The organism is Micromonospora noduli (assembly GCF_003264365.1).
In the GTDB taxonomy this organism is placed as follows: domain Bacteria; phylum Actinomycetota; class Actinomycetes; order Mycobacteriales; family Micromonosporaceae; genus Micromonospora; species Micromonospora noduli.
Genome location: NZ_PYAK01000024.1, coordinates 72,041 through 84,919, shown reverse-complemented (window position 1 = coordinate 84,919; position 12,879 = coordinate 72,041). Strand labels below are relative to the sequence as shown.

The 12,879-nt window shown below is 70.3% G+C and carries 12 protein-coding genes; 9 read left to right on the top strand and 3 right to left on the bottom strand.

Features of this window, described 5'->3' with window-relative positions:
* Positions 1-157 precede the first annotated feature (157 nt).
* The 6 genes from GUI43_RS19250 to GUI43_RS19225 all read left to right on the top strand — a co-directional run bounded on the left by GUI43_RS19250 (position 158) and on the right by GUI43_RS19225 (position 7,279).
* On the top strand, positions 158-1,486 hold the full coding sequence (locus tag GUI43_RS19250; protein WP_112699439.1) for an ABC transporter substrate-binding protein: 1,329 nt from the start codon (positions 158-160) through the stop codon (positions 1,484-1,486).
* A gap of 21 nt (positions 1,487-1,507) precedes the next feature.
* Entirely contained in the window at positions 1,508-2,464 is a 957-nt protein-coding gene (locus GUI43_RS19245; protein WP_112699438.1) for a carbohydrate ABC transporter permease, read from the top strand.
* The gene (locus GUI43_RS19240; RefSeq protein ID WP_112699437.1) at positions 2,461-3,375 is read left to right on the top strand and encodes a carbohydrate ABC transporter permease; all 915 of its coding nucleotides are present in this window, start codon (positions 2,461-2,463) and stop codon (positions 3,373-3,375) included. Before GUI43_RS19245 ends, GUI43_RS19240 begins: the two co-directional genes overlap by 4 nt.
* On the top strand, positions 3,372-5,507 hold the full coding sequence (locus GUI43_RS19235; protein ID WP_112699436.1) for an alpha-galactosidase: 2,136 nt from the start codon (positions 3,372-3,374) through the stop codon (positions 5,505-5,507). The genes GUI43_RS19240 and GUI43_RS19235 overlap by 4 nt, the downstream gene beginning before the upstream one ends.
* A gap of 104 nt (positions 5,508-5,611) precedes the next feature.
* Positions 5,612-6,013, top strand: a complete 402-nt coding sequence (locus GUI43_RS19230; RefSeq protein ID WP_112585080.1) for a YciI family protein — start codon at positions 5,612-5,614, stop codon at positions 6,011-6,013.
* A 3-nt stretch (positions 6,014-6,016) separates the two neighbouring features.
* Entirely contained in the window at positions 6,017-7,279 is a 1,263-nt protein-coding gene (locus GUI43_RS19225) for an RNA polymerase sigma factor (RefSeq protein WP_112699435.1), read from the top strand.
* Between the two features lie 107 nt (positions 7,280-7,386).
* On the opposite strand, the gene GUI43_RS33500 is transcribed toward GUI43_RS19225, so the two are convergent.
* Positions 7,387-7,578, bottom strand: a complete 192-nt coding sequence (locus GUI43_RS33500; protein ID WP_146765929.1) for a hypothetical protein — start codon at positions 7,576-7,578, stop codon at positions 7,387-7,389.
* Between the two features lie 384 nt (positions 7,579-7,962).
* Between GUI43_RS33500 and GUI43_RS19220 the strand changes: the two genes are divergently transcribed.
* Positions 7,963-8,283 carry a DMT family transporter gene (locus tag GUI43_RS19220; protein ID WP_112603856.1) on the top strand — a complete coding sequence of 107 codons (321 nt, stop codon included), beginning with the start codon at positions 7,963-7,965 and terminating at the stop codon, positions 8,281-8,283.
* A 55-nt stretch (positions 8,284-8,338) separates the two neighbouring features.
* Here the strand turns inward: GUI43_RS19220 and GUI43_RS19215 are convergent, their stop codons facing one another.
* On the bottom strand, positions 8,339-9,715 hold the full coding sequence (locus tag GUI43_RS19215) for a cellulase family glycosylhydrolase (protein ID WP_112699434.1): 1,377 nt from the start codon (positions 9,713-9,715) through the stop codon (positions 8,339-8,341).
* 374 nt (positions 9,716-10,089) lie between these two features.
* On the opposite strand from GUI43_RS19215, the gene GUI43_RS19210 reads away from it, so the two are divergent.
* Both GUI43_RS19210 and GUI43_RS19205 read left to right on the top strand, forming a co-directional pair.
* Positions 10,090-11,052, top strand: a complete 963-nt coding sequence (locus tag GUI43_RS19210) for a TIGR03557 family F420-dependent LLM class oxidoreductase (protein ID WP_112699433.1) — start codon at positions 10,090-10,092, stop codon at positions 11,050-11,052.
* Positions 11,049-11,924 carry an alpha/beta fold hydrolase gene (locus GUI43_RS19205; protein ID WP_244220549.1) on the top strand — a complete coding sequence of 292 codons (876 nt, stop codon included), beginning with the start codon at positions 11,049-11,051 and terminating at the stop codon, positions 11,922-11,924. The genes GUI43_RS19210 and GUI43_RS19205 overlap by 4 nt, the downstream gene beginning before the upstream one ends.
* Before the next feature lie 138 nt (positions 11,925-12,062).
* Here the strand turns inward: GUI43_RS19205 and GUI43_RS19200 are convergent, their stop codons facing one another.
* A complete protein-coding gene (locus GUI43_RS19200) occupies positions 12,063-12,872 on the bottom strand; it encodes an endonuclease/exonuclease/phosphatase family protein (protein ID WP_112699432.1) in 810 nt (269 codons plus the stop codon).
* Positions 12,873-12,879: the final 7 nt, after the last annotated feature.

The following is a 12,879-nucleotide window of genomic DNA, read 5'->3' as shown; positions in this document are numbered from 1 at the left end:
CAGCGCCCGACCGCAGGGTAGCTTGAGGCCCCAATGGCCGTTCGTGTTCGCCAATGTGGATTCTCGGTGGATCTCAATGTGTGATCACGGCGCTGGACCTGCCTTCACCACCCTGAGGCCCTTGGGCGTAGCTCCTTCTCATCCGCAGGAGGCACAGATGTCCCGTCCCCAATCCCAAGCCGAGTACCTGGCTCGGCTCGTACCGCCCTCAGTCGCCGGCATCAACCGACGATCGTTGCTGGCTGGCGCGGCCGGCACGGGCGCGCTGCTCGGCACCGGCCTGCTCGCCGGCTGCGGCGACGACTCCGGCTCCGGCGGGTCCAGCAAGGACGTGTCGCTCGGCTCGAACCAGTCCGACCCGAAGCCGAAGGACGTCCTGGTCAAGGTCACCGACGGCTTCAAGACCTCGTCCGGCGTGCAGGTCGCGGTCAATACCGTCGACCACAACACGTTCCAGGAGAACATCAACAATTACCTACAGGGCAAGCCCGACGACGTGTTCACCTGGTTCGCCGGCTACCGGATGCGCTTCTTCGCGCAGAAGGGCCTGGCCAGCGACATCAGCGACGTGTGGAGCAAGCTCTCCGGCTACTCCGACGCCTTCAAGAAGGCATCCACCGGCGACGACGGCAAACAGTACTTCGTACCCGCGACGTACTACCCGTGGGCGGTCTTCTACCGCAAGTCGGTGTGGCAGCAGCACGGCTACCAGGTGCCCACCACCATGGACCAGTTCACCGCACTCGGCGCGCAGATGAAGAGGGACGGCCTCATCCCCATCGCATTCGCCGACAAGGACGGCTGGCCGGCGATGGGCACCTTCGACATCCTCAACCTGCGCATCAACGGCTACCAGTTCCACGTCGACCTGATGGCCGGCAAGGAGGCCTGGACCTCCGACAAGGTCAAGAAGGTCTTCGACACCTGGGCCGGCCTGCTCCCCCTGCACCAGCCGGACAGCCTCGGCCGCACCTGGCAGGAGGCCGCGCAGTCGTTGCAGCAGAAGAAGAGCGGCATGTACCTGCTCGGCCTCTTCGTCGGTCAGCAGTTCAGCAACGAGGAGCAGGACGACCTCGACTTCTTCACCTTCCCCGAGATCGACCCGGCCATCGGCGCGAAGGCGCTCGACGCCCCGATCGACGGCTACATGATGGCCCGCAAGCCCAAGAACGAGGACAACGCGCGCAAGCTGCTGGAGTACTTCGGTGGCAAGGCCGCCGCGGACATCAACCTCAAGAACGACCCGGCCGTCCTCGTCGCCAACAGTGGCGCGGACGTCGGCGGCTACACCGCACTGCAGAAGAAGGCCGCCGAGCTGGTCGGGTCGGCCACCGAGATCGCCCAGTTCCTCGACCGGGACACCCGGCCGGACTTCGCCTCGACGGTGATCATCCCGGCGCTCCAGCAGTTCATCAAGAACCCCAAGGACATCGGCGGCCTGACCTCGTCCATCGAGAACCAGAAAAAGTCGATCTTCACTGACTGACGGCGGAAGGGGGAGGACATCGTGTCCGACCTGCCCCTGATCCAAGCGGATCGCGCCGTGCCGCCGCCGGCAACGACCACCTCCACTGGTGGTCGTCGCCGGCGGCTACGGCTCCTGTCCCGCACCGACCGCGTGGTCATCACGCTGATGGTGCTCGTCCCGCTGCTGCTCGTCACCGGGTTCGTCTGGTTGCCGGCGGCGGCCACAGTGCTGCTCTCCGGCACCAACTGGGACGGCATCGGCCCCCTCAACGAGATCGAGTTCGTCGGCGCCCGCAACTACAGCGACGTGGTGAACATCTACCCGCCGTTCGTGCCGGCGGTCCAACACAACCTGCTCTGGCTGGCGGCGCTGTTCGTGGTCGCCACGCCGTTCGGCATGTTCCTGGCCGTGCTGTTGGACAAGGAGTTGCGGGGCAGCCGCTTCTACCAGACCGCGCTCTACCTGCCGGTGGTGCTCTCGCTGGCGCTGATCGGCTTCGTCTGGCAGCTGCTCTACTCCCGGGACCAGGGGCTGATCAACGCCGTCTTCGGCAGCAGCATCGACTGGTACGGCGACTCGAACGTCAACATCTGGGCGGTGATGGTCGCCTCCGGGTGGCGGCACGTCGGGTACATCATGCTGCTCTACCTGGCCGGCCTGAAGGGCGTCGATCCGTCGCTGCGCGAGGCCGCGGCGGTCGACGGCGCTTCGGAGAGCCGGGCGTTCTTCCGGGTCGTGTTCCCGGTCATGCGACCCATCAACATCATCGTGCTGGTGGTGACCGTGATCGAGTCGCTGCGCGCGTTCGACCTGGTCTGGGTGGTCAACAAGGGCCGCAACGGGCTGGAGTTGATCTCCGCGCTGGTCACCCAGAACGTGGTGGGTGAGGCGAGCCGGATCGGCTTCGGCTCGGCACTGGCAACGATCATGCTGGTCGTCTCGCTGGTCTTCATCACCATCTACCTGGCGACCGTGATGAGGGAGAACCGGGAATGAGCACCGCGACCGTCACCCGGCGTACCGAGGGCGGGGCCGACGTGCCGCCGCGCCGCCGCAAGCTGACCCCGTTACGGATCCTGCTGCACGGCTTCCTCATCGTCGTCTCGCTGGCCTGGCTCTTCCCGATCGCCTGGGCGGTGCTGACCTCGCTGCGCTCGTACGACTACACCGCCGCGAACGGCTACGTCTCCTTCGGCGGCTGGACCTTCGACAACTACGTCACCGCCTGGCGGACGGCGGAGTTCGGGCAGCACTTCCTCAACTCGGTGTACATCACAGTGCCGGCGGTGCTGCTGACCCTCTTCCTCGCCTCCTGCGTGGCGTTCGTCATCGCCCGGTTCAGCTGGAAGCTCAACCTCGTCCTGCTCGGGATCTTCACCGCCGCCAACCTGCTGCCCCAGCAGGCGCTGCTCATCCCGCTGTTCCGGCTGTTCACCGAGGTGCCGCTCCCGGAGTTCATGAGTGACTCGGAGCTGCTCTACGACAGCTACTGGGGCCTGATCCTGATCAACGTGGCCTTCCAGTGTGGTTTCTGTGTCTTCGTGCTCAGCAACTACATGAAGGCGCTGCCCCGTGACCTGTACGAGGCGGCGATGGTCGACGGGGCGAGCATCTGGCGACAGTACTGGCAGGTCACCATGCCGCTGTGCCGGCCGGCCCTGGCCGCGCTGGCGACGCTGGAGGTGACCTGGATCTACAACGAGTTCTTCTGGGCCACCGTCCTGATGCGTACCGGCGACAAGTTCCCGGTGACCAGCTCGCTCAACAACCTGCGCGGTGAGTTCTTCACCGACAACAACCTGGTCTCGGCGGGCAGCGTGCTCGTCGCGATCCCCACCCTGGTGATCTTCTTTATGCTCCAGCGGCACTTCGTTCGGGGCCTGACCTTGGGAGCCTCCAAAGGATGACGATCCTGCACCTGCGCCGCGCGCGGACCAGCCTGGTGCTCGACGCGCGCGGCCCGGGGCTGCCCCGGGTCGTGCACTGGGGCGGCGACGTCGGCGACCTCGACGACGACGACCTGCGCCAGCTCACCGACGCGACAGTGCCGCCGGTGGTGCCGAGCAGCTTCGACGAGCCGGCAGTGCTGTCGGTGCTGCCGGAGGCGAGCGCCGGCTGGAGTGGACGGCCGGGCCTGGCCGGGCACCGTGACGGGGCCGACTGGTCCACCTCCTTCCGGCTGGACGGTCTCGACGTCGACCAGCCCGCCGACGGACCGGCGCGGGTGACAGTGCGGGCGTCGGACCCGGCCGCCGGGCTGACAGTGACCATCGAGATCACGCTCGACCCGTACGGCCTGCTGACCGTTCGGCATCGGCTGCGCAACGACGGCGACAGCGCGTACGAGCTGCGGGAGCTGACGCCGGTGCTGCCGGTGCCGGCGGTCGCCACCGAGCTGCTCGACCTGACCGGCCGGTGGTGTCGGGAACGATCCCCGCAGCGGCACCCGTGGCAGCACGGCGCCTGGGTCCGCGAGGGCCGGCACGGCCGTACCGGGCACGACGCCACGCTGCTGCTGGTGGCCGGCACCACCGGGTTCGGTTTCGGCCACGGCGAGGTCTGGGCGGTGCACACCGCGTGGAGCGGCGACCACGTCACGTTCGCCGAACGTCGACCCACCGGCGAGTCCACCCTCGGTGGCGGCGAGCTGCTGGCCCCCGGCGAGGTCCGGCTCGGCCCCGGCGAGTCGTACGAGACTCCCCTGCTCTACGCGGTCTGGTCCGACGCCGGGCTGGACGGGCTCAGCGACGTGCTGCACACCCACCTGCGGGCCCGCCCCGGGCACCCGCGCTCCCCCCGCCCGGTGACCCTCAACGTCTGGGAGGCGGTCTACTTCGACCACGACCTGGACCGGCTGCGGGCGCTCGCCGATCGGGCCGCGCAGATCGGCGTGGAGCGGTTCGTGCTCGACGACGGCTGGTTCCGCGGCCGGCGCGACGACACCGCCGGGCTCGGCGACTGGTACGTCGACGAGGGCGTCTGGCCGGACGGTCTGCAACCGCTGATCGAGCACGTCACCGGCCAGGGCCTCCAGTTCGGCCTCTGGGTCGAGCCGGAGATGGTCAACCCCGACTCGGACGTGTTCCGCGCGCACCCCGACTGGGTGCTCGCCGTGCCGGGGCGGCTGCCGCCGGCCTGGCGTCATCAGCAGGTGCTCGACCTGGGCCGCCCCGAGGCGTACGACTATGTTCTGGAACGTCTCGACACGCTGCTCACCGACCACCCCGGCATCCGGTACCTCAAGTGGGACCAGAACCGGGACCTCACCGAGGCCGGGCACCACGGCCGCCCCGGGGTGCACGGGCAGACCCTGGCGGTCTACCGGCTGTTCGACGAGTTGCGCGATCGGCACCCGGGTGTGGAGATCGAGAGCTGCTCGTCCGGCGGGGCCCGGGTGGACCTGGCCATCCTGGCGCGTACCGACCGAGTCTGGGCCAGCGACTGCAACGACGCCCTGGAGCGGCTCAGCATCCAACGCTGGACGGGGCTGCTGCTGCCACCGGAGCTGATCGGCACTCACGTCGGCCCGGAACGCTCGCACACCACCAACCGCGTACACGACCTGGGTTTCCGGGCGGCGACGGCGCTCTTCGGCCACCACGGCATCGAGTGGGACATCGCCTCGATCAGCGCTGCCGAGCAGACCGAGCTGGCCGCCTGGGTGGCGCTGCACAAGCGGCTGCGCCCGCTGCTGCACGCTGGTCGGGTGGTCCGGGTCGATCACCCGGACCCGGCCGTCTGGGCGCACGGCGTGGTCGATCACGACAACACCCGAGCGGTGTACGCGGTGGCGCGGCTGACCACCTCGGTGACGCAGGTGCCCGGCGCGGTGCGCCTGCCCGGCCTCGACCCGCGCCGGCGGTACCGGGTGCGACAGGTGTCGGGCGTACCGGCCCCGGCGACCATCGACCTGTCCGCGCCCACCTGGCTGGCGGCTGGTCTCACCCTCAGCGGGGCGGCGCTGGCCCGGGTGGGTGTGCAGCTGCCCGCCCTGCACCCGGAGCAGAGCCTGGTGCTGGAGGTCGACGCCGTCGACTGAAAAGATTCTGGAAAATCTTCGGCCGGGGTGTCGAGAACGGCGGGGCTCGCTTCTACCTCACTGTGAGAGCACCGACGAGGGTGCACAGGCGTGAGGAGCCAACCATGAAGTACATGCTGCTGATGCAGTTCAGCGCCGCCGGGACCGACTTCCCGAGTATCGACACCTGGACCCAGGACGAGGTCCGGGCGCACATTGCCTTCATGGGCGAGGTCAACGCCAAGCTGACCGCCGCCGGTGAGTGGGTCGACGCGCAGGGCCTCGGCGGCCCGCAGCAGGCCCGGATCGTCCGCGCTGGTGACGGCGGGACGCCGGTGGTCACCGAGGGGCCGTTCGCCGAGACGAAGGAGTTCCTGGCCGGCTACTGGATCGTCGACTGCGAGAGCCCGCAGCGGGCCGTGGAGCTGGCCTCGCACATCTCCACGGCGCCCGGCCCCGGCGGCCGGCCGCTGAACATGCCGATCGAGGTGCACCCGGTGATGTCCGCCCCGGCACAGGAGTTGTGAGGGCTGAACACCGATCCCCGCATCGAGGACCTGCTGCGCGAGTTGGCGCCGCAGGTCCTCGGCGTGCTCAGCCGCCGCTTCGGTGACTTCGCCACGGCGGAGGACGCGGTGCAGGAGGCGCTGCTGGGCGCCGCCACCCAGTGGCCGACCGAGGGGCTACCGGCGAACCCCCGTGGCTGGCTGATCCAGGTCGGTTACCGGCGGATGATCGAGCTGGTCCGCGGTGAGCAGGCCCGACGCCGCCGGGAGGACCTGGTCGCCCGCCGGGATCCGGACGACCAGCGGTACGCGCCAGCCCCGGACGAGCAGTTGACCGCCGAGCGGGACGACACGCTTGTCCTGCTCTTCCTCTGCTGCCACCCGGCGCTCGCGCCGACGTCGGCGGTGGCGTTGACCCTGCGCGCCGTCGGTGGGTTGAGCACCGCCGAGATCGCCCGCGCGTTCCTGGTGCCCGAGGCGACGATGGCGCAGCGGATCAGCCGGGCCAAGCACCGCATCCGGGCATCCGGGCTGCCGTTCCGGATGCCCGAGCCGGCGGAGCGGGCGGACCGGTTGGTCGCCGTACGACAGGTGCTGTACCTGATCTTCACCGAGGGGCACACCAGCACCACCGGCCCGGACCTGCGCCGCGTCGACCTCGCAACGGAGGCGATCCGGCTGACCCGCGCGCTGCACACGCTGCTGCCGAACGACAGCGAATCGGCCGGGCTGCTGGCGTTGATGCTGCTCACCGAGGCACGCGGGCCGGCGCGGACCGGGCCCTCCGGCGAGCTGATCTCACTCGCCGATCAGGACCGCAGCCGCTGGGACGCGACGGCGATCGCTGAGGGCGTCGCACTGGTCACCCGGGCCCTGCCGCGCGGGCCGGTCGGTCCGTACCAGGTGCAGGCCGCCATCGCCGCCCTGCACGACGAGGCGTCGAGCACCGAGCAGACCGACTGGCCGCAGATCCTGGCGCTCTACGAGGTGCTGGAACGCTTGGCCGGCAGCCCGGTGGTGGCCCTCAACCGGGCCGTGGCGACGGCCATGGTGCACGGACCGGCCGCCGGCCTGGCGGCTCTCGACGCGTTGACCCACGACCCGCAGTTGGCCGGACACCACCGGCTGGCCGCCGCCCGCGCCCACCTGCACGAGATGGCCGGCGACCGGGCCCAGGCGGTCGCCGACTACCGGCTCGCCGCCGCCCGGACGAGCAGCCGTCCAGAACAGCTCTACCTGACCATGCGAGCTGCCCGGCTGGCCGCCGAGACTGTTGATCTCCCGTGAAGGCAGAGATCAACTGGTCCCCCGCGGCGCGACCCAGGCAGCTTCCCCCGCCACAGCTGGCAATCTTGGACAGTTTCCGTCAGCGCCGAACGGAAAGTGTCCAAGATCTACCCTGCGAGCCTCTCCCACGCCACTGCCGGGGGCGACAGCGCGAGGAACAGCGGCGCGGCCCGCAACAGCGGCGCGGCCCGCAACAGCGGCGCGGCCCGCAACAGCGGCGCGGCCCGCAACAGCGGCGGCGCGGGTGGGATGGGGTGCCGGGTCGGCTTTGGAGCTGATGCCGTAAACGATTCATCCACCGGGCCGGGCGCCAGGCGAAGGGCGCCAGGCGAAGGGCGCCAGGCGAAGGGCGAAGGGCGCCGGGCCAATCCGATGACGAAGTCTGACTCGTCAATGGGGTCTGATCGTTGGCGAAGTCTGCTTCGTCGTCACAACCGATTCGTTTGTGACATCAGCTCCAAAGGCGTTCTGTGACAGATGCCGAGGCCGCACGGACGTCACTCTCCGGGCCGCACGGACGCCACGCGACGGGTCGGCCGGATGCCAACGGATCGCCGCATGCCCGCGGATTGGCCGGACGCCCACGGATCGGCGCGACGTCGACAGGCCGGCCGGGCGGGGACATCGCCGGCACTAGCCTGGGTGGCGACAGGCTCATCGACCACGAAGGACCAAGGGGACGAATGGCGTACGTGCTGCTGGGGATCGCCATCCTCGCCGAGGTGGTGGCGACCAGCCTGATCAAGAGCACCGCCGGGTTCAGTCGGCTCTGGCCGACGGTGGCGTGCCTCGGCGGCTACGCGCTGGCGTTCCTCCTGCTGGCCCAGGCCGTCAAGGAGATCCCCGTGGGGGTGGCGTACGCCCTCTGGTCGGGTCTGGGCACCGCGGCCATCGTGGCGATCGGGGCGGTGTTCCTGGGTGAGTCGGTGGGGTTCGCCAAGCTCACCGGCATCGCACTGATCATTGCCGGGGTGGTCATCGTGAACCTGGCCGGGGAGCACTGACCAGGACGGTTTCCGGTGGCCGGGTCCGGCGCGGACCCGGCCACCGGTCCGACGGTCAGCTCGCCGTGCAGCTCACGACCGGCAGGCTGTTGGTGCCGGTCCAACTGCCGAGGAAGCCGAAGCTGGCACTGGCCCCGGCGGCCAGCCGTCCGTTGTAGTCCGTGTTGCGGGCGCTCACCGTGGTTCCGCTGCTGGTGAGGGCCACATTCCACGACTGGGTGACGCGCTGGCCGTTGGCGAAGGTCCACCCGGCGGTCCAGCCGGTGATCGCCCTCGTGCCGGCGGTCACCCGTACCTCACCCTGGAAACCGCCCTGCCACTGGTTGGTCACCGTGTACGTCGCCGTGCAGCCACCGTTCGGCGGGGGCGTCGTCGGTGGCGGCGTGGTCGGCGGAGGCGTCGTCGGAGGTGGGGTGGTCGGCGGAGGCGTCGTCGGTGGAGGGGTGCCGCCGAAGACGCTGGCCTCGCGGGCGGTCTGCCGGATGCCGTTGACGCCGTTGAAGAGGCGCTGACCCCAGTCGGTCAGGCTCGCCGGGTTGAAGTTGGTGGCCAGGTCGAGATACTCGACGCCGCCGCCGTTGCCGCTCCACGACCAGCCCAGCCAGCCGATCCCGTTGGCCTGGCTGTACGCGAGGATGGCGTCCTCGTCCGGGTTCCCGTCGGAGTGGTTGAAGCCGAACTCACCGACCACGATGGGCAGCCCGGCGGTGCGGAACCGACCCAGGTAGTCGCTGATCTCCGCGGCGGTGTCGAACACCCCGTACATGTGGATGGAGAACACTGTGTTGCGGGCCGGGTCGGCGGCGAAGACCGACGCGGCGTTGTCGCGCATGGTGAACGACCAGTCCTGCCCCCAGTTCGGCGCGTCCACCATGATCGTGTGGGTCAACCCGCCGGCCCGCAGGCGCTTGATCGCATTGGCGTTGTCGGTGGCCCACGAGGCGTAGTTCTGGTTGCCGTACGGCTCGTTGCCGATGTTGACGATGACGTACCTCTCCTGGCCGGCGAGGACGTCGGCGAGGCTGAGCCAGTAGTCGACGGCGCGGTCGAGGGTGATCGCGCCGCTCTGCTCGCCGTACCCGGTGGTGTCGTGCACCTCCAGCACGCAGATCAGCCGGTTGGCCTTGCAGAGCGAGATGACGTTGGCGACGTCGGCGTTGGTGTTGCGGGTCCACCGGTCGCCGCTGGAGAGCACCACCCGCACGGTGTTCGCGCCGAGCGCCTTGACGTCGACGAACGAGCTGGTCTGCTGCGGGTACCAGGTGTGCGCGTGGTTGACGCCGCGCATGATGAATTCGGCGCCGTTGGCGTCGTACAACTTGCCGCCAGCGACGGAGAAACCGGCCGCTGCGTGTGCCGGCTGGCCGAACGCCAGCACGGTGACGAGCAACGCGAGCACTGTCGCGCCGGCGGCGGAGAGTCGAGTCTTCATGGCCTTCCTCAGGGAGGACCCCCGGTGCCCGACAGGGGTGGGACGTGACAGGGGAAGGCGGCTGCAGCCCGGCAGCCGCGCCCGGCTCCCGGCGCAGGCATCAGCGTAGGACGATGGATTGATCCTCGCAACCGGTTCAGTTGACGGGCCCGCAGCCCGGACAGCCGCAACGGCCCACGCGGACGCGGGCCGTCACGGGGCGGTCATCCCCACCACAGGATGTGCGCCACACCCGGCTCTTAACCGGTTAAGACCGACGGTAGGCAGGCGGCCGGGATCCGTCAAGCACTGCGGCAGCCGAACCGGACGGGAGGGTTGACCGCCGTGCACCGGGGTATCCCGGGAACGATCCGTCAGCGAGAGGGGATACCAGGATGGTCAGCGTCGGCTACACCCTGATGAGCGAGCAGGCCGGGCCCAAGCAGCTAGTGGACCATGCGGTACGGGCCGAGGCGGCTGGTTTCGACCAACTGGTGATGTCCGACCACTACTACCCCTGGCTGGACTCCCAGGGCCACTCCCCGTACGCCTGGTCGGTGCTCGGCGCGGTCGCCCACGCCACCTCCCGCGCGCAGCTGATGTCGTTCGTGACCTGCCCGATCCGCCGCTACCACCCGGCCGTGGTCGCGCAGAAAGCCAGCACCATCGGCGCGCTCTCCGACGGTCGGTTCACCCTGGGCCTGGGCGCCGGGGAGAACCTGAACGAGCACGTGGTCGGCGGCTGGCCGCACGTCCAGCAGCGGCACGAGATGTTCGAGGAGGCGTTGCAGATCATCCGGCCGTTGCTCAACGGGGAGACGCTGACCTTCTCCGGCAACCACTTCGACGTGCCCGACGCCTACGTCTGGGACCGCCCGGACCAGCCGGTGCCGATGGCCGTCGCCGCGTCCGGTCGACAGTCCGCGACGCTGGCCGCCGAGTACGGCAACGGTCTCATCTCCACCGAACCCGACCGGCACATCATCGAGATGTACGACGACGCCGGAGGCGCCGGCCAACCCCGCTACGGCCAGGTGGCCATCTGCTACGGCCCCGACGAGGCGGAGTGCCGCAAGATCGTGCACGACCAGTTCCGCTGGTTCGGAATGGGGTGGAAGGTCAACGCCGACCTGCCCGGCCCGGAGTCCTTCGCCGCCGCCACCCAGTTCGTCCGCGAGGAGGACGTCGCCGAGGGCATCTCCTGCGGTCCGGACGTGGACGCGCACGTCGAGGCGTTCCGCAAGTTCGTCGACGCCGGCTTCACCCACGTGGCGATCATCCAGGTGGGTGGGGAGAGCCAGCCGATGTTCCTGGACTGGGCGCAGGAGCAACTGCTGCCCCGGTTGCGCGAGCTGTGAACCGAGGCGCGGCACCCCGGCCGCCCGGGTCGCCCCTCCGCAGCGCGGTCGGCCGGTTCGGGCCGGCCGAGCTGCGGCTCGCCATGGCCGCGCCCCGGCCAGCCGGCGGGCTGACCAGCGAATGGCGGGTCGTCGACGGGCTGCGCACCCACACCCGCCGCAGCGCAGACCCGGGGACCGGGGCGCCACCCGTGGTGCTGGTCCACGGCCTGGCGGTCTCGCACCGGTATCTCACCCCGCTGGCCGTCGCGCTCGCCACCACCCATCAGGTGTATGTGCCGGACCTGCCCGGCTTCGGGCTCACCGAACACCCCCGGGGCGCGTACGACGTCCGCCGGCACGCCGACCACCTGGCCGCCTGGCTGGCCGCGTACCAACTGCCGCCGGTCTGCCTGCTGGGGCACTCGTTCGGCGCGGAGGTGGCCGCCTCAGTCGCCGCGACCCACCCCGACGCGGTACGCGCGCTGGTGTTGGCCGGACCGACAAGTGACCCGGCGGCCCGGTCCCGACAGGGTCAGTTCGGTCGTTGGCTCGTGGACAGCCTGCGTGAGGCGCCGCTACAGGCCCCGATCCTGGTACGGGACGTCTGGAACGCCCGGCCCTGGCGGGTCCTTGCCACGCTGTCGCACTCGGTGCGGAATGCCATCGAGGCGGACCTCGTCCGGGTCAGCGCGCCGACAGCCGTCGTGACCGGCGACCGCGACCCGGTCGTGCCGCAACGGTGGCGGGACGAGGCGACCCGGCTGGTGCCGGAGGCGGCCCTGGTGGTCGTTCCCGGTGCCGCGCACAACGTGGTCACCACCGCCCCAACTGCCGTCGCGGACGCGATCCGGCACCTGCTCGCCCCTCAACCCGCACTCACGGACAGGTGAACATCATGCGCTTCGGCAACACGGAGATCCGCCCGCTCGGCGGGGGCCTCGGCTGCCTCCTGATGATTCTCTTCTCGATCGTGGCGTCGGTGGTGCTGACCGTCCTGCTGAATCTGGTGCTCTGAGCCCCCGCACGCGTCAGCCGGGAGACAACTCCAGCGTGGCGAGCAGCGGATAGTGGTCGGAGGCGGTGGCCGCCGCGCCGTCGCGGATCACCCGACAGTCGTGCACGCGTTGCGCCACCGCCGGGCTGCCGAGCAGGTAGTCCAACCGCATCCCGGCGAACTCGGCCCCGCCGAGCCGGGTGGGCACGGTGTGGCCGGCGGCCTCCGGCGCGTCGACGTTGCCCGACGGCCAGAGGTCGACCAGACCGGCCGCGAGCAGCCGGGCGATCGCGCGGGTGTCCACGGCGCCGCCGGAGCGACGTAGGTGCCGCCGCCGGTAGAGGGTGGGCATGCCGGCCAGCCGGGCCGTGTGGTCGACGCTCGGGTCGAGCGAGTTGAGATCACCGGTGACCAGTGTCAGCTGCCCCTGGTCGCGGCGCATCGCGGCGACCAACCAGTCGACCTCCATCCGCCGACGGCCCCCGGAGTACGGGTAGAGGTGGGTGCCGAGCACTGTGAACGGGCCGGCGGACGTGGCCACCACGACGCGGGCGGCGGCGTGGTGGAACGGGCGGCGCACCGACCCCGCGTCAATGATCCGGTACGGCGGCCGGACCAGCACCGCCACCGGCTGCCCGAAGCAGGACCGGGCCAGGTGGGGAACCATCCCCACCCGGCCCGCCATGCCGGCCATCAGCCCGTCCCGGTCGAAGCCGCGCAACTCCTGCAGGGCCAGCACGTCCGGTGCCTGCTCGCCGACGACCCGGACCACCTGATCCAGCCGGTCGAGGCCGCCGCGATCCCGGCCGCCGGTACGGATGTTCCAGGTCATCACCCGCAGCACGACGGCG